General features: G+C 55.2%; 20 protein-coding genes. 15 read left to right on the forward strand and 5 right to left on the reverse strand.

What is annotated here, in order from left to right; all coding sequences use genetic code 11:
* Positions 1 to 618 precede the first annotated feature (618 nt).
* A complete protein-coding gene (locus EXY20_RS16185; RefSeq protein ID WP_135552973.1) occupies positions 619 to 1,812 on the reverse strand; it encodes an aminotransferase-like domain-containing protein in 1,194 nt (397 codons plus the stop codon).
* 288 nt (positions 1,813 to 2,100) lie between these two features.
* Between EXY20_RS16185 and leuB the strand changes: the two genes are divergently transcribed.
* The 9 genes from leuB to gcvH all read left to right on the forward strand — a co-directional run bounded on the left by leuB (position 2,101) and on the right by gcvH (position 13,080).
* Complete coding sequence (gene leuB / locus EXY20_RS16190) at positions 2,101 to 3,180, forward strand: 3-isopropylmalate dehydrogenase (RefSeq protein WP_135552975.1); 1,080 nt, start codon at positions 2,101 to 2,103, stop codon at positions 3,178 to 3,180.
* A 320-nt stretch (positions 3,181 to 3,500) separates the two neighbouring features.
* The gene (locus EXY20_RS16195) at positions 3,501 to 4,433 is read left to right on the forward strand and encodes an ABC transporter permease (protein WP_135552977.1); all 933 of its coding nucleotides are present in this window, start codon (positions 3,501 to 3,503) and stop codon (positions 4,431 to 4,433) included.
* Positions 4,434 to 4,520: 87 nt separating this feature from the next.
* Positions 4,521 to 5,396 carry a carbohydrate ABC transporter permease gene (locus tag EXY20_RS16200; RefSeq protein ID WP_135552979.1) on the forward strand — a complete coding sequence of 292 codons (876 nt, stop codon included), beginning with the start codon at positions 4,521 to 4,523 and terminating at the stop codon, positions 5,394 to 5,396.
* A gap of 43 nt (positions 5,397 to 5,439) precedes the next feature.
* Positions 5,440 to 7,005 (forward strand): extracellular solute-binding protein, encoded by a 1,566-nt coding sequence (locus EXY20_RS16205; RefSeq protein WP_135552981.1) that lies wholly within the window; start codon positions 5,440 to 5,442, stop codon positions 7,003 to 7,005.
* Between the two features lie 28 nt (positions 7,006 to 7,033).
* Entirely contained in the window at positions 7,034 to 8,161 is a 1,128-nt protein-coding gene (locus tag EXY20_RS16210; protein ID WP_135552984.1) for an exo-alpha-sialidase, read from the forward strand.
* Positions 8,162 to 8,326: 165 nt separating this feature from the next.
* Complete coding sequence (locus tag EXY20_RS16215) at positions 8,327 to 10,666, forward strand: helix-turn-helix domain-containing protein (protein WP_167859283.1); 2,340 nt, start codon at positions 8,327 to 8,329, stop codon at positions 10,664 to 10,666.
* A 55-nt stretch (positions 10,667 to 10,721) separates the two neighbouring features.
* Complete coding sequence (locus EXY20_RS16220) at positions 10,722 to 11,609, forward strand: phytanoyl-CoA dioxygenase family protein (protein ID WP_135552989.1); 888 nt, start codon at positions 10,722 to 10,724, stop codon at positions 11,607 to 11,609.
* Positions 11,610 to 11,638: 29 nt separating this feature from the next.
* Positions 11,639 to 12,541 carry a phytanoyl-CoA dioxygenase family protein gene (locus EXY20_RS16225; RefSeq protein WP_167859284.1) on the forward strand — a complete coding sequence of 301 codons (903 nt, stop codon included), beginning with the start codon at positions 11,639 to 11,641 and terminating at the stop codon, positions 12,539 to 12,541.
* A 155-nt stretch (positions 12,542 to 12,696) separates the two neighbouring features.
* Positions 12,697 to 13,080: a glycine cleavage system protein GcvH gene (gene gcvH / locus EXY20_RS16230; protein WP_135552993.1), complete on the forward strand. Its 384-nt coding sequence runs from the start codon at positions 12,697 to 12,699 to the stop codon at positions 13,078 to 13,080.
* A gap of 81 nt (positions 13,081 to 13,161) precedes the next feature.
* Here gcvH and EXY20_RS16235 read toward each other — a convergent pair whose 3' ends face one another.
* Positions 13,162 to 15,162 carry a glycoside hydrolase family 15 protein gene (locus EXY20_RS16235; protein WP_135552995.1) on the reverse strand — a complete coding sequence of 667 codons (2,001 nt, stop codon included), beginning with the start codon at positions 15,160 to 15,162 and terminating at the stop codon, positions 13,162 to 13,164.
* Between the two features lie 194 nt (positions 15,163 to 15,356).
* Here EXY20_RS16235 and EXY20_RS16240 point away from each other — a divergent pair, with 194 nt between their 5' ends.
* The 5 genes from EXY20_RS16240 (at position 15,357) to EXY20_RS16260 (ending at position 19,819) form a co-directional block, all read left to right on the forward strand.
* Positions 15,357 to 15,785 carry a hypothetical protein gene (locus tag EXY20_RS16240; RefSeq protein WP_135552997.1) on the forward strand — a complete coding sequence of 143 codons (429 nt, stop codon included), beginning with the start codon at positions 15,357 to 15,359 and terminating at the stop codon, positions 15,783 to 15,785.
* Between the two features lie 146 nt (positions 15,786 to 15,931).
* Complete coding sequence (locus EXY20_RS16245; protein WP_135552999.1) at positions 15,932 to 16,219, forward strand: hypothetical protein; 288 nt, start codon at positions 15,932 to 15,934, stop codon at positions 16,217 to 16,219.
* A 76-nt stretch (positions 16,220 to 16,295) separates the two neighbouring features.
* Complete coding sequence (gene sigI, locus EXY20_RS16250) at positions 16,296 to 17,096, forward strand: RNA polymerase sigma factor SigI (protein ID WP_207671285.1); 801 nt, start codon at positions 16,296 to 16,298, stop codon at positions 17,094 to 17,096.
* Entirely contained in the window at positions 17,093 to 18,616 is a 1,524-nt protein-coding gene (locus EXY20_RS16255; RefSeq protein ID WP_135553003.1) for an anti-sigma factor domain-containing protein, read from the forward strand. The genes sigI and EXY20_RS16255 overlap by 4 nt, the downstream gene beginning before the upstream one ends.
* Before the next feature lie 174 nt (positions 18,617 to 18,790).
* The gene (locus EXY20_RS16260) at positions 18,791 to 19,819 is read left to right on the forward strand and encodes an aldo/keto reductase (protein WP_135553005.1); all 1,029 of its coding nucleotides are present in this window, start codon (positions 18,791 to 18,793) and stop codon (positions 19,817 to 19,819) included.
* A 51-nt stretch (positions 19,820 to 19,870) separates the two neighbouring features.
* Here EXY20_RS16260 and EXY20_RS16265 read toward each other — a convergent pair whose 3' ends face one another.
* The gene (locus EXY20_RS16265; protein ID WP_135553007.1) at positions 19,871 to 20,431 is read right to left on the reverse strand and encodes a hypothetical protein; all 561 of its coding nucleotides are present in this window, start codon (positions 20,429 to 20,431) and stop codon (positions 19,871 to 19,873) included.
* 108 nt (positions 20,432 to 20,539) lie between these two features.
* Between EXY20_RS16265 and EXY20_RS16270 the strand changes: the two genes are divergently transcribed.
* A complete protein-coding gene (locus EXY20_RS16270; RefSeq protein ID WP_167859285.1) occupies positions 20,540 to 21,145 on the forward strand; it encodes a sulfite oxidase-like oxidoreductase in 606 nt (201 codons plus the stop codon).
* A gap of 77 nt (positions 21,146 to 21,222) precedes the next feature.
* Here the strand turns inward: EXY20_RS16270 and EXY20_RS16275 are convergent, their stop codons facing one another.
* Complete coding sequence (locus EXY20_RS16275) at positions 21,223 to 21,597, reverse strand: VOC family protein (RefSeq protein ID WP_135553011.1); 375 nt, start codon at positions 21,595 to 21,597, stop codon at positions 21,223 to 21,225.
* 325 nt (positions 21,598 to 21,922) lie between these two features.
* Complete coding sequence (locus tag EXY20_RS16280; RefSeq protein WP_135553013.1) at positions 21,923 to 22,840, reverse strand: aldo/keto reductase; 918 nt, start codon at positions 22,838 to 22,840, stop codon at positions 21,923 to 21,925.
* Between the last annotated feature and the right edge of the window lie 649 nt (positions 22,841 to 23,489).

Here is a 23,489-nt window from a genome sequence, read left to right on the forward strand (position 1 = left end):
TTGATTACAATCGCACTCGCATCCATTCGTCAATTGGTTACCTCACCCCGCATTTATGCGAAAAAAGGTACTACGAGCAACAGCAGATCGCTTAAATTGTGTGTCTACTTTCTTGACAAAGGTACATTATTCCAATATAAAAGTGAATTGGGCGAATTTTAATGTATTTTTGCACTTAAAAATATCGAACGAGCCTTTCAGATGGCTGTTAAGTGTATTTTTGCGTTTAAGCTACTATCAACCCCCGCCGAGACGCCATTTTTTTGTGCTGGTGCGGAGTCTGGGAAACTGGCGAGCCCTTTCGCCAAATAGCCCATAAAAAATGGCTTATTTGCCCATTTCGGGACGCCGCATCGAAAATAGCCAGTGAAAACACTGGCTATTACGATCAAATAAGACCCATACCGGGCTTTTCAGCCAAATAGCCAGCGATTTCGCTGGCTATTTCCTTGCAGCCGGTCATTTTTGCCGCAATAGCCAACGAAACATGGCTTATTTTCGAAACAGACACGCGACACGGCAAGCGGCAGTGCATCGCGGCGCACCAAGCCAACAGCAAACAAACCCCCGCACCGGCGTCGCCGATCGAGGGCTTGTTTGCAATGCATTACGTTCGCGTTACGCGTTCTGCAGCACTTTCATCGCCGCTGCGAGGCGTTCGACGCCCAGCGTCAGCTGCTCGTCGTTCGCATGCGTGAAGTTGAGCCGCATCGCGTTGTGCTTCGGATTTTCGGCGAAGAAGGTCGCGCCGGGCACGAAAGCGACGCCGTGCTGCACCGCTTCCTTCATCAGCACGTCGGACCGCTGGTGCTCGGGCAGCTGCGCCCACAGGAACATGCCGCCTTTTGGCTCGTTCCAGCGCAGGCCTGCCGCGGCGAGCGGCTTTAGCAGCGTCGTCATCTTCTTCATGCGCGCGCCGTACTCGCGGCGGATGACGCGGATGTGGGCGTCAAGGTCGAAGTGGCTCAGCAGTTGATATAGCGCCAACTGGTCGATCGAGCTCGAATGCAAGTCGGCCGCTTGTTTGGCCCGGGCCATGTGTCGGATGATCGCAGGGTCGCCGATCGCCCAGCCGGTACGAAGAGCCGGAGCGACTGTCTTCGAGAATGTACTCGTATACACGACGGCGCTGCCGTGCGGATGCTCGTCAAGCGACAAAATCGAAGGGAAATGGTCGTCGGCCCCGTACTGCAGCTCGCCGTAAGGATCGTCCTCGATGATCAGCGCGTTGTGCTCGCGGCACAGCTTCAGCAACGACAGGCGGCGCTCCGTGCTCCAAACATAGCCGGTCGGGTTGGAGAACGTCGGCACGACATAGACGAATTTCGGCTGGTGCTGCTTCAATTTGGCGGCGAGGTCTTCCGGGTCCATGCCGTCTTCGTCGCCTTTGACCGAGTGCACAACGGCGCCGGCGGCCTGGAATACTTGCAGTGCGGCCAAATAGGTCGGCTCCTGCACGAGAATCCGGTCGCCCGGATCGATCATGACCCGCGTCAGCAAGTCGATCGCTTGTTGCGAACCGGTGGTGAGAATCATTTCGTTCGGCGTCAAGTTCATGCCTTTGCCGCGCATCCGTTCGCACAGCGCTTCGCGCAGCGGCGTGCAGCCTTCGGTCAGGCCGTACTGGAGCACGCCCTTGCCTTGCGCGAACACGCGGTCATACGCTTCCTGCACCGCTTCCAGCGGGAACAGCTCTTCGGCAGGCAAGCCGCCGGCGAACGAAATAATCGATTTGCCCTGAGTGAGCTTGAGAATGTCCCGGACCGCACTGGATTGAAATTTGTCCATCGCGCTCGAAAATAAATAGTTCACGGCTAACGTCTCCTTAAAACGCGGGCGGGAGCAGCAATAGTTGTCGTCTCGCAGGCGCATGCTGATGTTACTTCTGCCTTGTCTTCCGAATGGCAAGGTTCCGACAGGAGTTTTTCTTATGCCTCTATTGTAGGGCAACGGCGCTTCCGGGACAATGCGAGTTTGTCGATAATTGTTATAGCTTCAGCCTATGAAGGCGATAGATTTCATATCTTTGTGAAATATCGGCGATTGTGGTACAACAAGAGATAGGGATTTAGCCAAGAGCCAATCGGGGAGTGAACATTCATGTCGGAAGTGAAAAAGATAGCGGTAATCGCCGGGGACGGCATCGGACCGGAAGTGGTAGCGGAAGCGGAAAAGGTGTTGCGCAAGACGGAGGAAGTGTTCGGCTATAAATTCGAGACGGAGCACGGCTTGTTCGGAGGCATCGCCATCGATCAGAAAGGCACGCCGCTGCCGCAAGAAACGCTCGACATTTGCAAGCAAGCGGACGCCGTGCTGCTCGGCGCCGTTGGCGGTCCGAAATGGGACAGCAATCCGAAGGAAACGCGTCCGGAAACCGGCTTGCTCGGCATTCGCAAAGCGCTGGGGCTGTTTTCGAACATTCGCCCGGCTTCGATTTTCGATTGTTTGAAGGACGCTTCGACGCTGAAGCCGGAAGTGCTGGACGGCACGGACCTGATCGTCGTGCGCGAGCTGACGGGCGGCATTTACTTCGGCGAAAAGTTCCGTCGCGACGGGGCAAACGGCCAGGAAGCGGTCGATACGTGCGTCTACAATGTCATGGAAGTGGAACGCATCGTCCGTCAGGCGTTCGAAATCGCCCGCGGCCGGCGCAAGAAGCTGACTTCGGTCGACAAGGCGAACGTGCTGGAAACGTCCCGCCTGTGGCGCGAAACGGTCATCCGCATTGCTCCGGACTATCCGGACGTCGAGCTTGAGCACGTGCTCGTCGACAACTGCGCGATGCAGCTGCTGCGCCGTCCGTCGAGCTTCGACGTCATCGTCACCGAAAACATGTTCGGCGACATCCTGAGCGACGAAGCGGCCATGCTGACCGGCTCGATCGGCATGCTCTCCTCCGCGTCGCTGGGCGAAGGCAGCTTCGGCCTGTACGAGCCGGTGCACGGCTCCGCGCCGGACATCGCCGGTCAAGGCATCGCCAACCCGATCGCGACGATCCTCTCCGTCGCCTTGATGTTCCGCTTGACGTTCGGCTATAACGACGCCGCGGAAGCGATCGAACGCGCTGTTAAAGAAGTGCTTGACGCCGGTCACCGCACGGGCGACATCGCGGTCGACAAGAGCAAGGCGATCGGCACGACGGCAATGGGCGACTTGATTATCGCCGCCATCCGCAAGTAAGACGAACTCCCCGGCTGCCGAAGAAGCGCCGGGGAGTTTTTCTGAATTGAAGCATCCAGCGTGTTTGGGCTGCCATGGGGAACGGTGGAAGAAGGAGGGGAAGCAGCTTGTGCTGCACCAAAATGGAAGCGCTTCCAATCAATCTGTCTTAGGCTGGCATTTTTGTGGGAAAGTTGAGCCAAGGGGAAATTTGAGTCATCCTCGGCGAGGGGGAAAAGTGAGGCGTGATGTCGAGAGTTGAGCATTGTAGGCCGCTAACGCGGGTGATACAGTAAAATCGCTTGAACGAAGCTCAGCATAGAGCGAAAGGGGGAGAAGCAATGGCGCAGGCGGTCGTGCCGCATAGCAAAGCCAATCAAATCGGGAGGTCGATTCGCAGAAGCAAACATTATTATGTGATGTTTTTGCTGCCTTTTTTGTATTACGTCATCTTTCACTACGTACCGATGTACGGGGTGATCATCGCCTTTAAAGACTACAGCGTGTTTCAAGGCATCGTTGGCAGTCCCAATGTCGGAGTGAAATATTTTCACAGTTTTCTATCCGATCCTTACTTTTATCACATTTTCAAAAACACGCTCTTGATCGGCATTTACCACATCGTGTTTTCGTTTCCGGCACCGATTGTTCTGGCGCTGCTGTTTAACGAACTGACGCACACCGGAATCAAACGGTTCGTGCAGACGGTCAGCTATTTACCGCATTTTTTGTCCACGGTCGTCGTTGTCGGGATGATCGTCAACTTTCTCGCGTTTGGCGGGATCGTCAATAACGTGCTCGGCTTGATAGGCGTCGAGCCGACCCATTTTCTAATGATTCCCGAGTGGTTCCGCACGATTTATATCAGCTCGGAAATATGGCAAGGCATCGGCTGGGGGGCGATCATTTATTTGGCCGCGCTTACCGCCGTAGATTTGCAGCTGTACGAGGCGGCTACGATCGACGGAGCCAATCGTTGGAAGCAAATGTTGAACATTACGTTGCCCGGCATCGCGCCGACGATTATCATTATGTTCATCTTTAACGCCGGCGCCGTCATGTCGGTATCGTTCGAGAAAATATTGCTTCTTTACAACGGTTCCAATGCCGATACGTCAGATGTCATTCCGCTCTATGTTTACCGGCGCGGGCTCATCTCCAGCGATTTCAGCTATGCGACGGCCGTCGGGCTGTGTAATTCGATCATTGCGCTGTTGTTCCTCGTATCGGCGAACAAGCTGAGTCGCAAAGTAAGCGAAACGAGCCTATGGTAGGCGCATGCTTCCGATGTGAGGTTTTTTAGCTCGCGAAGAAGTCACATCGGGATGTATCGCTAAAAACTCTTAGGAGGAGAGCAACTTATGCACCGCAGAAGCTTCGGCTCGCGCATGTTCGACGGCCTCAATTACGCGTTTATGGCACTGCTCGTTTTCGTGACGCTGTATCCGATTTATTATTTGCTCGTCGTCTCGCTCAGCGACGGCATCGCCGTAAGCAAAGGCGGGGTTTACTTCTGGCCTGTCGGCGCCAATCTGGCGACATACAAGCTGCTGCTCGGCGATCCGTCGATTATAAGGGCTTATGCCAACACGCTGCTGTACACGTCGGTCGGCACGGCGATCAACATCGCTATGACGATATTGTGCGCCTACCCGCTGTCGAAAAAAAACTTTTACGGCCGGTCCGGGTTTACGATCATGATCGTGATCACGATGTTTTTCAGCGGCGGACTCATCCCGGGTTACTTGCTTATCTATAAGCTGGGAATGATCAACACGATGTGGGCGATCGTCGTCCCTGGAGCGATCAGCGCGTGGAACATGTTTATTATGCGCACGTCGTTTCAAGGTATCCCGGCGGAGCTGTTCGAATCGGCGACGATTGACGGGGCGAACGAATGGCGGACGCTGCTGCGCATCGTGATGCCGGTATCCGTGCCGATGATGGCGACGATCGCGATGTTCTACGCAGTGGGTCATTGGAACAGTTATTTCCCGGCGCTCATTTATTTGAACGAGAAGGTGAAGTTCCCGCTGCAAATTTTGCTGCGCAGCATGGTCATCGAAGGTGGCTTGACCACCCAGGCGCAAGAGCTTTCAGGCGCTTATGCGGCTGTGACGGCTACGAACATCAAGTACGCCGTCATCATCGTGGCGATTGCGCCGATTCTCGCCGTGTACCCGTTCATCCAGAAATATTTCGTCAAAGGCGTCATGATCGGTTCGTTAAAAGGGTAGTTGCACTCACATCCGCATGTACGTGTGAATCAGGAGGGGTACGATGAAAACGAAACGCAACTTGGTCATCGCAACGACGCTGCTGGCTTGCTTGGCAGCGACGCTAGTAAGCGGTTGCACCAAAAAAGAGGAAGGCAGATCAGATCAGGCAACGCCTGTGGCTAGCCAACCGACGGCAAAAAAAGAAATGACGCTCAAGCTGCTCCGTCCCGAGCACCAGGCGCAGGCGTTGAAAACCGATACGCCCGTTTTGCGGGAAATCGCGAATAAAACCGGCGTGAAGCTGCAGGTAGAATCGATTCCTTCGACCGGCTATAACGATAAGAAACGCGCTCTGATCGCCACCAACAATATACCCGATATCATTCAAGTGGAAAAGGTGGACTTGGACGAATTTTCCAAAAGCGGCATCTTCCTTGCGGTGTCCGACTATTTGGACCAGATGCCGAACCTCCAGAAGGTCATTACGGACAACCCGGAAATCAAGCGGCTCTATATCGACGGCAAACTGTACGGGTTTCCGATCGCCGTGCAAAATAACTTGCAGTATGCAAAAGCGCTGCTCATTCGCACGGATATTTTGCAAAAGCTGAATCTGGCCGTACCGACGACGTTCGACGAGCTGTATGCGGTGCTCAAGAAGATGAAGGAAGCGTATCCGGACTCGTATCCGTTCTCTTCGAGAGGCCTCGGGGCGTTTCTCGATGCATTCGCGTTCGGTATGGGGGGCGGCCTCGGCATTTATTACGATCCGGATGTTAAGGGCGGCCAGTACGTATACGGCACGAACAAGCCTGAGTTTAAAAAGGTGCTCACTTATTTAAACAAGCTGTATCAAGAGAAGCTGCTCGATCCCGATTTTGCCGTGCTGAACAACCAAACGTGGGGCGAGAAAAACAATACGGGCAAGGCATTTTTCTATTACGACAACAACAGCTTCGCGATCAATTTCAATCAGGCGCTGCAGAAGGATAATCCGCAGGCGAAATTCGATGTCATTCCGTATTTGAAAAACGACTCCGGCAAATCCAGAGGGTATTTGTACCCGCGCGGCTGGCTAACGTTCAATTATGCGATCAGCTCGAAGGTGAAAGATCCCGCCGCCGTAATGAAGTTTTACGATTGGTTGTACAGCCCGGAAGGCGCAGAAATTTCCAACTTCGGCATCCTTGGCGAAACGTACGAGAAGGTGAACGGGGAACCGCGCGTGCTCGATTCGATTATCGCAAAATACAAAAACGCCGCCGATCCGGTACGGACGATGCAGTCCGAGCTGGGCACCGGATATCTCGCGCTATCGCCGCTCGTCGACGAACGGCCGAATACGCAAATATCCGATCCGATTGTGATGAAATGGAGCGAGCAGTTGAAGAAGGATCCGGGCGCATTCGTTTGGCCAGGCGTGAATCCGGGCTTTACGAAGGAAGAAAGCGACAAGCTCAAGGAAATTCAGTCGAAAGTATCGCCAATCGAACAGGATGTGGTCAAGTTCATTATGGGCGCGAAGCAGCTTGGCGAGTTTGACGCGTTCGCCGCATCGTTGGACAAAGCGGGAGTAGCGGATATCGAAAAAATATATAACGACGCATTGGCGCGCGCTGGAAAATAGCGGCGAACGAACAGGAGTGAGGAAACGGGTGAACCGAAATTCGGCAATTGCGAATAGTTACCCGGAAGGCGAGTGGACGAAGCCCGACGTGGAACGAGCGATGATATTTCGTCCTGCGGACGAGCACGATTGGACGTATTCCCACCATGCGCATCTTGCGTTTTATTGCGGCCAATACTATGCGATGTGGTCTAACGGGCGGACAAACGAAGACGATGTCGGGCAACGCGTGCTGATGGCCACATCCGCCGATTTCGTCCGCTGGACGCCGGCGATTCCGCTCGTCGACACGACGATGGGAATTCATAACCCGCTCGTGCTGACCGCAGGAGGATTTCACCAGACAGCGGACAGATTGGTCGCATACGTCGGCCAATACGAATACGAATCCGATAAAGTGGAGAACGGCTCGCGCAAATTTGCGCAGGACACAGGGCATATGAATACTCGATTATTCGCCGTTACGACGACGGACGGGAAACGCTTCAGTGAACCGATCGATCTGGGATTGCCGATCGTACCGAATCACGGGCCGAGTCGTACGGCATCCGGCCGGCTGGTCATGAGCGGCAACATTTCGTATCCGTATACGGACGATCCAACCGGTTTGTCGGGCTGGACGATGGCGGGTATTTATGCGCCGGAACTGGCTGGCGGCATCGTCGACGATTCCGAGTCCATTCACACCGTGCAGAAGCAAATGGGATGGCCGGTCATGTTGTGCGAAGGATCTTACTATGAGACGGACGACCGGGTGCTTCATATGCTGCTGCGCAGCGGCGGCCAGAAGCTGTGGGTGACGGAAAGCCGCGACGACGGCGGGAGCTGGAGCGCGCCGTTCGAGACGCATTTTCCCGACAACAATGCGAAGTTCCACTTCGGCCGGCTCCCGGACGGGCGTTTCTATTATGTCGGCAACCCGGTTCCGAACAGCGGCCGCAATCCGCTCGTGTTATCCGTATCCGCGGACGGCGTCCGCTTCGACCGGCACTATGTGCTGTGCGACGAACGCTGCGAGCGAAAGTATGAAGGCATGTTCAAGGGCGGCGATTACGGGTACCCGCACACGCTCGTGCATGACGGTTATTTGCACGCGATATTCTCTGTGACCAAAGAAGAGATCAGGGCCGTTCGATTGCCGCTGTCCATGCTGTAGTGTGTGTACAAAAACCCGGCTTTTTGAACGACCTCTTGTAGCATCGGGGTTACGGCGCGGCGGGAGCGTGCGCAGGGCTGTGCACAGCCCCGGCGTACCTTCCGGTTGCAATCTTTCGGCCGTATAATGGAGCGTAAGAACGCGCAACCGACGGGGGTAGGCTGCATGGACAAGATGAAGCGTTTCGTTCGATTTATGCCGCGCCTGAAAATGAATAGCCTGTTCGTAAAAATATGGCTTTATTTTTTATCGTTGCTTATCCCGACAATAGTGATCGGGTTCGTCTTTTACTTCAATTTCGTTGACAAAGTCAAGCACGAGTTTGCCGGGAAAATCGCCATTCATCTGCAGTCCGCCGCAAACACGGTCGATATTCATCTGGGGACGATTCAAGGGGTCAATCAAAACTTGCTCGTGAACGAAGTGGTGAACCGGGTGCTCATCCCGAACAGTCAAATGACGATTCAAGAGAAGGCCGAGCTTGTGAAGTTGATCCAGGTCTTGAACAACGCCGGCTCGATCATGAACAATCTGATCGATTTTCTATTTGTTTACGTGGACGGCGAACGCGTCTATACGCCCACGAGCTCGGAGAAGTTTGCCAGTTTTTTTGCGACCAGCTACCGGTATGAACGGTATACTGCGGCAGATTGGCTCGAGAAGCTTCACTCCGAGCAAATGATCGAGATCGTTCCGCAATCGGCTGTCGAGTCTTACGGCGTTCCGCGGAAGCCGGTCGTTCCGTTTATTACGACAGGACTCATCCGGGGCAATAAAGCCGTCGCCGTGGCCAATATTTCCGTCGAGATGGTGCAGGGAGCCCTGCTCGGAAACGACATGTTTCCGGCAACGCGTTTTCTCGTTACGGATGCGGGCGACAACCTCATTATTGCGACAGGCGGTTTGAACGCCGACATTGCCGGAGAGCTGAAGCGCATCCATACGGACAAAGCTGCGGCGGTTGGAAAGGTCGAGATCGGCGGCCAAACGTACATGACGGCTTTTGACCAATCGAACATCTACGGCTGGCAATATTATGCGCTTACACCGGTGAGCGAATTCAACCGCCAGGCGGCGGGCGTTCTGAATCTGATCATCTTGATCTGTTCCGTTCTGCTCGTCATCGGCTTTGCGCTTTCGTTTATTTTTGCGTATCGCATTTACAATCCGATCAAGAAAATCCGCGACGTGCTCGTAGCAAACGAGGGGATGGAGGAAGGCGCCTTCCCGCATTCCGCGAAGAAGAACGCATTGATGGCGCTCGGTGACGGCGTTCATGAGTTGTACCGGGCGAACGAAACGTACCGCAGCAAGCTGACGATCGCAACGCTTAACCGGCTGGAGCATGCGCTGCTGCAACTGCTGCGCGGCAATCGCATCGAAGGCGAGCATGAAGTCGCTGCCCGGTTGAACGAGCATTTCGGCTTCCGCGCAGGCGAATACTTGGTGGGCGCGATTCTATTCGAATTTAAAGCCCCCTTTTACCGGGACATCCAGGACGTCGACCGCTTCGTCATTTTGGGCAAGTTGAAAAAGCTCATCACCGGACTGCTGCGGGAATTCGTCCCCGTATATGTGCTCGAATACGACCGGCAGCAATTCGCCTGCATCGTCAATATGGACGACAATGGCGACGCGGCGCTTACGCGGGCGCTCGACAATTTGATGCGTACGTTCGCGTACGACGCTTTGTTCTGCATTATCCACGTCGGCGTCGGCAGTCGATGCAGCAAGCTTTCCGGCATCGGCAAGTCCTATAATGAAGCGATGACCGCGCTGCACAACAGGGATCAGTCGCTCGATTTTCAAGTGATCGATGCGCAATCGCTCGAGATCGAGCACCGTTTCTACTATTCGTTCGCCGACGAAAACAAAATATGGCATCACTTGAAGAAAGGCGATTTCGCCGAAACGGAAGAAGCGATCCGCGAAGTGCTGCGGCGCAACGAAACGCGCAACGTCTCCCACCGCAACATACACATGCTGCTTGCCGAGTTGTACAATACGTCCTTGCGGTACGCAACCGAACGTGGGATGGACGATCTGTCGTTCGTCACGGAAGAGGAACATCATCTGCTGAGCGGCATTACCGGGCAGACGGCCGATGTCGAAACGAAATTGCAGCTGATTCTCAAGGTGTATCGGCAATTGTCCGGCCACCAGCTTCCGCCGCAAGACAACCGTACGGGGGCTACGGTGTCGTCCATCATTCATTACATTGAGGAAAATTTCGCCACTGATCTGTACCTGGAAAAAATCGCGATGGAAGTAGGTATTTCGTCCAAATACGTGTCGCGGATGTTTAAGGAAAAAACGGGCGTCAACTTGACGGACTACATTAGCATGTATCGCATGACGAAAGCGAAGGAACTGCTCGTGCAAACGAATTTGAGCATCAATGAAATTGCGGAACGAGTCGGTATTTTCAGCAGAGCGACCTTTTTGCGCATATTCAAAAAATTCGAAGGCGTTTCCCCCAACGAATTTCGCAAAAGCAACACGTAAGATCGGGAGAAGGCACGGACGCAATGGCGCGAGGTCGCGCGGAAGGAGGACGGGTATGACAACTATCAAGATCGGCAACAGCGAATTGGAGCTTGGCGGAGCATACGTTACGGAAATGAGGGATTCGAGCGGCGTCCTGCACGATACCAATGAACTGCATCGACGTATGGAGGAAGAGGGCTATTTATTGCTGCGCGGCTTCCATGACCGGAGGAAAGTGCTGGAGGCACGGATGCAAATATTGCGGCGGCTTGAGGAGCAAAACAACCTTGACCTTACCTTTCCGATCGAAGACGGGGTGATTTCCCTGGACAACGGCAATGCATCCTACCGTAAACATACCGCTGAGCTGACATCATTGCTTGAAATCGTAAACGGCGAACCGATCATGAAGTTTTTCGACCGATTTCTCGGCGGCAAGGCGATGACGCTCGATTTCAAATGGACGCGAGCTGTTGGTGCAGGAGAATTCACCGGCGCTCACTACGATGCGGTGTTTATGAGCCGCGGCACGAAAAATTTATATACGGTGTGGACGCCAATCGGGGATATTTCCTATCAAATAGGCGGCTTGTGCGTTTGTCCCGGCTCGCAGCGATGGGAGAAAGTGGTGCAAACGTATGGACAAATGGACTTGGACCGGGACAATATCGACAATGGTTGGTTTTCATCCGATCTTCTCGAAGTTGTAGATAAATATGGTGGAAAATGGGCAACGACCGAATACCGTGCAGGGGATGTGCTTATATTCGGCATGTACATGATGCATGGCTCCTTGACGAATCAAACGAATCAGTATCGGCTGAGCGTCGATACGCGGTATCAACTGGCTGCCGAACCAGTCGACGAACGATGGGTCGGAAACAATCCGATCGGACATACCGCGCCAAGAAGCTTGCCGCCGACCAGCATGGCGGAAGCGAGAAAACGATGGGGCGTGTAAGCATACAATCTATTAGGAGGAAGAAGGAAATGGAGGAAACCAGTAAACGGTTTTATGAGGAGAACGGCTACGTATTGATTAGGCAAGCGGCAACAGACAAAGAGCTGGGGCCGGTGCGCGAACAGATCGGGAAGGTGGTCGATCGCAAAATCAATGCGTTTTATCGGCAAGGGCTCATTACGAACAAGCATGAAGAACTGCCGCTAAGTACGCGCTGGTCCGAGATTAGCAAGCAGCATCCGTCCAAGGAACAGATGTGGGTGAGACAAGTATTCTCCAAAGCGATTTATGATCTGGGCATTCATGATCCTGTCCTCGACGCTGTCGAAACGTTAATCGGAAGCGAAATCAGGTTCAATGGCGATTATCACGTACGCCCGAAAATTCCTCATCATGATCTGACGACGGTGCCCTGGCATCAGGATGCCTACTATTATGGCGGGAAGGAAGCGGGAAATCCGGATTATCCGATTCTCAGCGTATGGATCCCGTTGATTGACGTTGACGAACACAACGGTTGTTTGCAGTTTGTGCCCGGAAGTCACAAATGGGGGTTAACCCCGGAGCTCAATCAAGCGCTGCCGCGTATCGGCGATAAACCGGTCGTTTCGGTCGAGCAGAAGCATGAATTGGATCACCGGGCGATCAGCTTGCGCATGAGCAAGGGTGATATGGTTATTTTCGATAAATTTACGTTCCATCGCTCGTTGCCCAATCTTTCCGACGAAATCCGGTGGAGTGTCGATCTGCGCTACAGTCCGGCAGACCAATCGTTCGCTTGGAGCGGAATGGGCGATGAAATCGACGTGAAATATCCGTCCTGCATCGTTCGCAGCCAAACTCAACCGGATCGGGTATCGAATTGGGAGCAATATGAGAACAAGTTTACATCCACCTGCGACCGATATGACGAGGATGGAGTCGCCAAGTAGAGCGGAATATGGAACATTGACTTCCGCATATCGGCGTGATACGATTTTGGCAGAAAGCTTCGTTCGTGATCCCTCCACCTGCTGTTGCGGGCAGGAGGGTTTTTGTTGCCTATGGAGCGTGATTGCATTTCGGGGATCAGAGAGGAGTCGTTGCGATGGAAACGCCTGTTGAGCTGAAATACAGCGAGCAGCATGTGTGGGTGCGGGTCGAGAACGGCCGCGCCGTGATCGGCGTCACCGATTTCGCCCAGGAGGAATTCGGCGACATCGTTTATGCCGAGCTGCCCGAGTTGAACGACGAGCTGCAGGCAGGCGAGCCGTTCGGCAGCGTCGAATCGATCAAGTCGGTCACCGAACTGTACGCGCCGGTATCCGGCACCGTCGTGCAGATCAACCGTGCGCTGCTGGACAACCCCGGCATCATCAATTTGTCGCCTTATGAGCGGGGCTGGATGGCAATCGTCGAGCTTGCTGCGCCGGAGCAGCTGAACGAGCTGTGGGACGCGCAGCGCTACAATGACAGCTACGGGCACGAATGATCGGTCGGGTCCGCAGGTTTGCCGCCAATAGGCAGGCCCCAAAAAATGCTCCGGCAATCACGCCGGAGCATTCGTTGTTTCTCATTTGACCAACCGGTCGTACTTCTCGACATACTTGCTGACGACAAGCACGAGCGTTGCGTGCGACCACGTCAGCGGCGCCACGGAAAGCGGGCCGCCGCTTTCCGGATCGAGCTGCTCCGGAAGAACGCCGCTTTCCATCGCGTGGCGCACGACCCATTCCAGCGTGCGGCGCGGCGCTGCCAGGTCGGCGCGCGATTTGGCCGCTTCGATCTGCCATTCCGCCACCCACAGCGTGCAGATGATCCACGGGTTGCCGGGAATGCGGTCGATGTCGTTCGAGCGCTGGAAGTAGTAGTCGTTGTGGTAGCGGGCGATGCCCCCGACGTCCGTGCGGATCGCCAGCCCCTCCTGGATCGCCGTCATCGTGCGCACGACGCGGTCGTCGTCGGCCGGCAGCACGCCGAAGGCGAACAAGCCGAACATGCTGCTCTCCAGCGTCATATCCTGTACCCACCGGCCGTCCTGCAAATGCAGGCCGCGCGCAAAACGTCCGATTTCTTCGTTCCATAAATGCTCGATCATGGATGCCTTGATGCTTTCCGCGACTTCCCGGTAGCGGCCGCTGCGCTCGTCGTCGCCGAACAGGCTGGAGAAATTGGCCGCTGCCATCAGCCCGCCATATACGGCGGAGCAGGTGAACGTATAAATGCCGTACCGTTCCTCCCACAAGTCGTAACTCGGCTGCGGCAGCCCCAGTTCGGGCACGATGTAGGTCATCATGAACCGCGCCGCCTGGCGAATGAGCGTGCGATACAACGACTGGGGCAGCTCGATCAGCCCGTGGCGGTCGAAGTCCTGCCACAACGCGAACAGTACGAGCGCCGTTTCGTCCTCCTGGATCGGCAACTGGCTTTGGCCCCCGGCAATATATGGGTGCCAGCTGGAACCGACCGTGCCGTCGGGATTGTATTTATGCTGCAGGTACCCGTCCGGCGTCAGCACGTTGGCGCAAAATTGAAAGAACGGAGCGATCATGCCCTGGTAGCCGGCCATCGACATGGCGTAGGCGATCAGGGCGCCGTCGCGGGGCCACATATAGCTGTAGTGGTCGCGGTTCGATTGCAGGATGTCGGTGTCGTTGGCGGCGATAATGGCGCCGCGGATGTCGGTTTGCGTGCGCACGATGAGCAGGCTGTGCTTGAACAGCGAGATAACCGCATCCGACAAGTCGGCGTAACGGCGCTCCGACTTGTTCACCCAACGCTGCCAATAAATGCGGATCCGGTTCAGCAGCTTCGCCGGATGGCTGTCGAGCACGTAGGAATTGAGCTTCTTCACGTCTTCGAGCGATTTGCCGACGGCCATCCAGTAATACATGGCCTGTTCGCCGCCTTGCGGCACGAGGACGCGGAAGCTGATCGTGCTGTCGACCGAACCTTGCGAGATCGGGTTGCCCATCAAATGGCCGTCCTCCGCGTCCCGCCACGTGCCTTCCGCCTGGTGGAACCGTTTGACGCCGATCGTATACTGGAACATGCCTTCCTGGCCGGACAGGCCGCTGAACATGAAGTAGCTGTCTTTTTTATAATGAAACACGGTATTGTTGTCGGGATAATAGGCGGCGGTATCGCCGACCTCGGACTCATTGATCATCAGGTCCTGGTGGAAAAAAACGCGCACCTCCCGCACGGGCGCAGGCGATTCGGCAGCTGTCTCCTGCGGCCGGCCCGCGCCGGACAAGTCGCGCACGGACACTTTCTTCAAATAAATGTCGTCCCGCTGGTGGATCGCGTCATTGATCGTCAGCTGCAGCTGCATGCCATCGTGGGTGGCGACGATTTCGGTCACCAGCGAGTCTTCCGCGTACGACAAGTCGAACCGCCATGCCGCGTCGCTGAGCCAACTGAACTTGTCCTCGGTCCAGACGCCTACCCGGCAAGGGAAGCCTCCCGCGTGATTGAGTTGCCCCACATAAGGAAAATAAATGTCGCGAATGAACGAATGCTCATCCAGGTTCACCAGAAACTTTCCGTTCCCGATTGCAAAATGGCGCGGCACAAGCAACACTCCCTTCCGTCACTATTCTCTCTACTTGGCGCCCGGGCTGGAAAGCCGCCCTCAGCCCAAACTTATAATATTCGCGCTATTCGCGCAAATCCCTGCCTTGACGAATCCATTAATTGCACGCCGGCGAAAGAGGAATTTCGCTGCCGGGGCGCGAATAAGGTTATGGAAAGAAGGAGGCGATGACGATGAGCTTTTGTTGCGGTGCCAGCATGATCGGGACTTCGGGGACGCTCAAGCATATCAGAACCTACATCCATAATGTGCCGATCCTCTTCTGCCCGGTATGCCACCGGGTGGAGGTACACTATTTGGCGCAGAACGAATACGACATCTTGGCCGATTATGCGCACGGCGACGGCGCCAGCGAAGTCGACTTCGGCGAGTACGTGGACGGCAAGGACAGCCAGGAATTGTACGAGAACTGCGTGAATCACGAGAACGAGGAGCCGCTCGACGTCGTGCATAACCAGATCGACATGGCGCTTGATTTGCTGGCGATTGCATCCGGGCTTGGCGACGAAGAATGGATAGCCCAGTTGAAGCGAAGGCTGCACGTGCTGAGCGAACGGCGCAACAAGCTGATGCACAAAAAAATTTCCGGCGGCGCCAAATAGCCCGCCCCCAAAATCCGCGGCTTCTCGACAAGAGAGCCGCGGATTCGCATTTCCCGCCGCGATGCGACATTCGGCTGTCGTATTGTGGTATAATGGAACCTGTCCCGCAGGGACAGTGTATACATAGCGCCTCTGGAGGGAATCCGATGCCGTTTGTCGCGAGGCAGAAAACGACGAAAGATGTGCTCGCCTGTTCGCAAATCAACCGGTATGACTTTGCGTACTTCGGCTTGAAAGTTTGGGAAGACGCCGAAGAAGCCGCGGCCGAATATGCTTCTTTGCTGCTGGAACAGGGTATGGATGATATATGGGAATGGGAAATTATTGAACTTGACGACAAGCAGATCAGACTCGGCAACGTGAAGCTGAACAACAATCCGCAGAGGCGGCTTAAATGGGACGAACCAGGCCGATGGACGCTCGTTTCGGTCTGAAATAAATCGGGATCGCTTGCGCGCATACCCCCGCAACAACAAGGGATAAAGCGAATCCTATGTGTGAGGTGGAATGGTGTTACTCGTACTGATCAAACGATTCTTGGGAAAAAGTCTGTCACGTGACAATTCCGCAGCCGCCACCCCGGAGTCAATCGTAGTTCGCATTCAGGAGGGCGACCTCCGGCTGCGCAACCAGTTCATCACCGACTATCAGCCATTCGTGGCGAAAGCGGCCAGCCGGTTTTGCCGGCGTTATGTCGATCCCGCGCGGGACGACGAATTCAGCATCGCCTTGTCCGCTTTCAACGAAGCGATCAGCCAGTTTTCGCTGAATGGCGGACGGTCGTTTCTCGGCTTCGCGGAGACGGTGATCCGCCGCCGGCTGATCGATCATTTGCGCAAGGAGCAGCGCTTCTCCGGCCAAGTGCCGTATAGCTCGTTCGACATTCCCGATGAAGAGGACAATATTGTCAATCCGGTCGAAATTCATCAGGCGATCGAGCATTACGAGAAGCAGCAAGGGCTGCAGGAGCGAATGAGCGAAATCGTCGATCTGAGCCGCGTGCTCGCCGAGTTCGATATCCAGTTCGCCGAAATGCCCGAAGTGTCGCCGAAGCATGCCGATTCGCGTTTGCTGCTGCTGACGATCGGCAAGCAGCTGGCGCAGGATGCGCAGCTTATGCGGCAATTGATCGCCAAACGGATGCTGCCGATAAGGGAGCTGCTGGATATGGTTGACGTCTCGCGGAAGACGCTGGAGCGCAACCGCAAATATTTGATTGTCGTGGCGCTTATTTGGCATGGCCCGTATCCGTATTTGCGCGAATATTTGCACCATGCCGATCAGACGGAAGGAAAGGGGGGAGCGCAATGAACAAAGGCATTGTAATGGATGTATCGGCCAAAGGAATCGTGGTGATGACGCCGGAAGGCGGATTCGAACGGATACCGCGCGAAGGCCGTTCGTGCGAGATCGGGGAAGAAATTATATTCGCTCCTCCTTCGGCAAGGCGATTCAAACGATCGACGCTGACGATCTTTTCATCGGCTGTGGCGGCTGTCGTGTTATGCCTCGTGCTGATTGCCGGCATGCCGGCTTCGCCTGCGGACGCGGAAGTCGTCGCTTATATCTCGATCGATATCAATCCGAGCGTTGAGCTTGGCATCGACAAGAACCGGATCGTTCGTGAAATGACCGGTCTCAATGCGGACGGCATCCAGTTGATCGCAAACGTCAAGTTCAAGGGCAAACCGATTGACGAAGTGACGGAAGAACTGCTGGCCGAAGCGGAGAAGACGGTACTCGCCAGCGGCGAGGGCGACATTGTGATTGCCAGCACAGTCGTCAGCGAGGCGGCCGCCGCCAAAGTCGACGACGTTACGCTCAGCGAGCAGTTGAAGCAGCAAGTGACGCAGCATTTGCAGAAGGAGCATCCGGACAATCCGCAGCAGTACGAAGTGACCGCGTTCGCCGCACCTTCCGAAGTGCGGAACGAAGCGAAGAGCCAGGGGCTGTCGACGGGCAAATACACGGTCTATCTGAACGCCAAGGACAACGGTCAGGATGTGAAGAAAGAAGATTTCGTCCGCTCCTCGATCCATTCGATCGCCAAAGACGCCGGCGGCATCGATAAGCTGATGGGTTCGGCGCAAGCGTCGAAAGACAAGATGAAGGAACTGCTGAAGGAAGAGAAGGACGGCACGCTCGACAAAAAACAGCAGCAGAAGCTGGACGAGAAAAAAGCCGACAACGCAAAGAAAAATTCGCCGAGTCCGAGCCGCACGCCGACACCGACGCCGAAGTCAACGCCCAAGGCGACGCCGGCGTCGAACAAGCCGACCGCGACGAAAACGCCGGACAAAACCAACAACGGCAAAAACGACGACAAGAACGACAATGGCAAAAACGACGACAAAAACAACGGCAAAAATGACGACAAGAACAACAATGGTAAGAATGACGACAAGAACAATAACGGCAAAAACGACGACAAGAACGACAATGGCAAAAACGACAACAAGAATGATAACGGCAAAAACGACAACGGCAAGAATGACGACGGCAAAAACGACAACGGCAAGAATGACGACGGCAAGAATGATAACGGTAAAAACGACAACGGCAAGAATGATAACGGTAAAAACGACAACGGCAAAAACGACGATGGCAAGCGGACTCCAACCCCGACGCCGAAATCCGGCGTCGGCGACAAGGACGACGACAAAAAACGCACGCCATCGCCAACACCCAAACCTAAAGTAAGCGACCGTGACGACCGGAACGACAGGAATGACAATCGCAATTCGACATCCGGCGCATCGTTCCAGCTTGGCGGTTTTGGGCAGACGAACGATTGGTTGTCCCGTTTTGACGGCGGAAATCGCCGCCAATAGTTACATAGGCTTGCCTGCAGGCGCTTCGTTAGCCTTCGGCAAGCCGTTTTTTTTCGCCGTCAGCAATTTGTATTCCTGCTTCGCCCGGACACTTTTCCATGCTTATGTGGTAAAATACGTGTAGGTTGCCGGACGGCGCCATGCTGTCGATCAAGCTTGCGGAGGGGAAAAAGCATGTTGGTTCGTCCATTGGGGAGACTGGAAGATAACGTGTCGTCGCTTGGCTTCGGCGCGATGAATTTGCCCGGCGTACCGCTGACTCAGGCGGGCGACGCGCTCAATTACGCGCTCGATCGCGGCATCAACTATATCGATACCGCTGCGGCGTACCGCAATAGCGAAGAAATTATCGGCGAAACGATTTCGCATCGCCGCAGGCAGTTTTTTCTCGCTACGAAAACGAACAAGCGCGATTACGAAAACGCCAAAGCCGAAATTGACCGCAGCCTGCAACGAATGCGTACGGATCAGATCGATTTGCTGCAAATCCATTATGTGAATTACGTAAAGGAGTTCCAGCAAATTATGGCACCGGGCGGCGCCTATGAAGCCGCATTGGAAGCGAAGCGCGAAGGGAAAATACGCTTTATCGGCATTTCCGGCCACCGGCCCGATCTGCTGACCCGATGGATCGCAAAAGGCCATTTCGATCAAGTGCTGTTTCACTTGAATCTGGCCCAGCCGTTTGCATTGGACGAGCTGATTCCGAAGATGCGCGAGATGAATATGGGGCGGGTGGCGATGAAGCCGTTGTCCGGCGGGTTCATCCAGCCGATCGACAAGGCCATTCGTTACCCGTTCAGCCAGGACATTCACGTGATGATATCCGGCATGGTCAGCGTGGATGAAGTGAAGGAAAACATCGCCATGCACGAGCAGCCTGTCGGGAATGGGGAGCGCGAGGAACTGGAGCGGCTGGCCGTTGAACTTGGCGGGCACAATTGCCGCCGCTGCAATTATTGTTCCTGCCCGGTCGGCATCGGAATTCCGGACGTGATGATTTCCAGCAAATTTCGCGAGAAGTTCGGCTTGCTGCCGCGGGGACAACAATTTTACGAGAAGAATCGGGACAAGCTGCTGTCCTGCGCCGACTACGAGCCTTGCCAGGAGCAGCCGCAATGCGAGAAGCTGTGTCCGTATCATCTGCCGATGCAGCAGGTTGTGCAGGAGTCGGCGGCTTATCTCGTCCGCAGCGGCGCATAATCGGCAACAGAAAAGCCGCAGCGAGTGCTGCGGCTTGGCGGGCGGTTTCGATCAGGCTTCCATATTGCGTGCGGGTGTTGCGGCCTGGAAGGTGACCGCTTCGCGAAGCTCCTGCAGGTCGGCGATGCGGATCACGAACCGGTCGATTTCTTTGGTCGTAAACGACAGCCCGGCGGTTCGTTCGACGATTTGCTGCAGCCGGATGCCGTATCGATTCGTTTTGCGGCGGGGGGCGATCAGGTCGTGCTTCAGCACGGAAACCGGTGCTCCTTCCGGCCGGTAAGACGGCAGCGTCTCGGTTGGCAGTTCGTTAAGCGTAAAATAAACGATGCCCTTGTGCCAGTTGATGACGCCGGGAATGAAACGAATGACGAGAAACTCCGGCTTCGTCTGGCCTTCCGGGTCCATGACGAACATACGAACGCTGTCGTCCTTGGCCGAAACGCGCAACGTTTGGCGCGAACGCAGATCGGGCAAAAAAGGCACAATAAAAATCGGCACCGCGCTGGCGGCATATATGAAGTACGCAGATTGTACGTACCAGGCGATCACTAGCAGCAGCCCGAACAGCAGCAGTCCGCCAAGGGCAATGAGCAAGTTTCGGATGGACATGTTCGTCGAGTTCCCCCATGTGATGAATAGGTGTATAACAGTACTATTTTAGCATATGCGACCGGTGGTTTTGTAGAGAGGGGAAACGTTTCGCAGGAAATAAAATATTTGTCAGGCGGAGGTGTACACAATTTGGACGCAAATACGACACAAAACAGAATACCGCCCGGGCAAAAATTGACGGCGGGGTTTCCGGTGCTGCATCACGGGGAAGTGCCGTATTACAACGACATGAGCAAATGGAATTTGCGTTTGTTCGGTCTTGTCGAGGAGGAAGCGACGATCGCCCATAAAGAATGGCTGTCGCTGCCGCGGCGGACGTTCACCAACGATATCCACTGCGTGACGACGTGGTCGAAGCTCGACAACGTGTGGGAAGGCGTTGCGGTGTCGACGGTGATGGACAAGGTCAAGCTGCTGCCGGAAGCGAAATTCGTCATGCTTCATGCGGAACATGGGTGGACGACGAATTTGCCGCTGGCTGATTTCCTGCGGGAGACGTCGTTTTTGGGCACGAAGCACAACGGCCAGCTGCTGACGCCGGAGCACGGTTACCCCGTGCGTATGGTCGTGCCGCACCTGTACTTCTGGAAAAGCGCCAAGTGGCTGCGCGGCATCGAGTTTATGGCCAAGGACAAGCCGGGCTTCTGGGAGCGAAACGGGTACCATATGTATGGCGATCCCTTTCGCGAAGAACGGTTCGATTACGATTGACGCCGGTTGGCTTGTTGGAAAGTTTCGGGCAGAAATAGACCGCTACCTTGAGCAGGGCGGTCTATTTCTTTGTGTCTTTACCGCCATTCCAGAAATTCAAGCCGGTTGCCGAACGGGTCGTGCAGGTAGAAGCGCTGCACGCCTTCTTCGGCGCGCGCATCATCGTCAATCACCGTTACGTTCCGCTGCAGCAAATAGTCGCGCAAGGAAGCGACTTGCTGCACATGAAAGGCGGGGTGAGCTTTTGTGGCAGCGACAAATTCGCGTTGAACGCCGATATGGACCTGGTGAATGCCGCATTGAAACCAAACGCCGCCGCGCTTGCGCAAATTTTCGGGTTTCGGGATCTCCGGCCATCCCAACAAATCGGCATAAAAAGTCCGGGCATCCTGCTCGCAGCCTTCGGGAGCCGCCAACTGGACATGATCGATTCCGTCAAAGATGAAAGACATACGATTCCTCCTGAGTTTCATTCTTTAAAACTCGGTTTCATTAATAGTGTAGAATAAAACGAATATAAAATCCAGTTTTAATGGCACGTTAAGGAGGGCGGAGGAAAGTCGGGGGCAATGGAGGAAACAAGGCGAAATCAGTCGATGTGGGCAAGCGATTCGCGGCTTCGCGAATAAGGACACGAAAGCGGTGGCGGACAACCGTTCGTCAAGCGATGCGGAGACAAGAATAACCTCCCGTGCCGTCGCTTGAGCCGCAGCCCCGCGGCCCCCGCAGGCTACCGCGGCACCGGCGGTTTTTCAACCGCCCGAGCCGCTGTACCGCTTACTTTCTCGCCTGAGGATGGCCGTCGCTGGCATAATCCGCCGCGAGCGCATTCGCTTGCACTTGCGCTTCGTTCTTGCATCCGGGTATGACGCAGGTGACCGCCTCGTGCCGCAGGCACCAGGACAGCGCCCACGTTGCCATGTCAAGGCCGGCCGGCACTTCGGCCGCCTGGATGCGCTCCACTTCCTTCAGCTTCGCATCGGTTGCCGCGCGGTCGTGATTGTTGCGCACGTCGGTCGAATCGAAGGTAGCGCCGGGTTTGTACTTGCCGCTCAAATAGCCGCTCGCCAGCGGCACGCGGGCCAGCACCCCGAGATGCTGCCGCTGGCAGGACGGGAACACCCGCTCTTCCGGTTTGCGATCGAGCCGATTGTAGACGACCTGGATCGCCTTCGAGCCGACACGCGTGGAGGCATCGGTTTGATGGATGTTGTCGTTCGAGCCGATCGAGGTGCCGAGGTGACGGATTTTGCCTGCTTGCACTTGTTTGTCCAGCATCGTCCACAGGTCGTCGTTGTCGAACTGTTCGTCGCTGCCGGAATGGAACTGGTACAGGTCGATATAGTCCGTCCGCAGCGATCGCAGCGAACCTTCCAGCTGCCGGAGCACGTCGCCCGGCGACCACAGTTGGTCGCGCTGAAACCGGTCCGTGAAGTGATGGCCGAACTTGGTGGCGACGATCCAATCCTCGCGGCGGTCCTGCTTCAGATAGGCGCCGATCAGCGACTCCGACAAATGATCGCCGTAGCATTCGGCCGTATCGATCAAGTTGATGCCAAGCTCCTTGGCGCGGCCAAGCAGCCGGTTCACTTCCGGCTGTTCGAACGTCATGCCCCATTCGCCGCCGAATTGCCAGGTGCCGATGCCGATAACGGAAACGTCAAGACCGGTGCTGCCGAGCGTCCGATACTTCATGAAATTCCCTCCTTGTATGCTCTTATTGTGTCCCCGCGTGCGAGTTGCTTGCGATGCGGCGCTAATCTTATCGTAAAAAAAGGAAGCCTCCGCGACAATACCGGGATTAAGGTGAGTTAGTTACGTCCGCGTAAGCGGTGCGACGTGTCGGCGCACAGAAATAACCCCACAAAGTGGAGCTTTTGCTCCGGAGCTTAAGCAAGTACTTTGCGGGGGCCCCGGAAATGAGAAAAAGACGGACCGCCCGGTCCGTCTTCGAACTTCGCTATGCCAACCTTCGTTTGCTCCTCTATGACCCGTAAGCCAAACGGAGTATCTCAAAACAACGAAAGCCCTGCCTCTCTTTCATCCTTGCGGCTCCAATGACCGCGCCAGTGTGAATCGAAATGCTCTTTCCAAATGCTGCCCTACTGCAATAAATCCCGTACCGGGAGTCGATTCGTATTCGGGTGGAACAAGGGAAGGTTATTACATGCGAACTAATTTATCATACCAGAAGAAAGCGGGCTCCGCAACTGCCTGCATTTGGCAGCATTGAACGGGAACGGATTTTGCGGCAGGTTTTCTCGCGAGGCAGGGAGGGATTTAGCCTTATCTTGCGAATTAATAGATAGCATGCGATTTTGTTGACCGCAACGAACTCGGACAG

Source organism: Paenibacillus cymbidii (assembly GCF_004764705.1).
Classification (GTDB): Bacteria; Bacillota; Bacilli; order Paenibacillales; family NBRC-103111; genus Paenibacillus_AN; species Paenibacillus_AN cymbidii.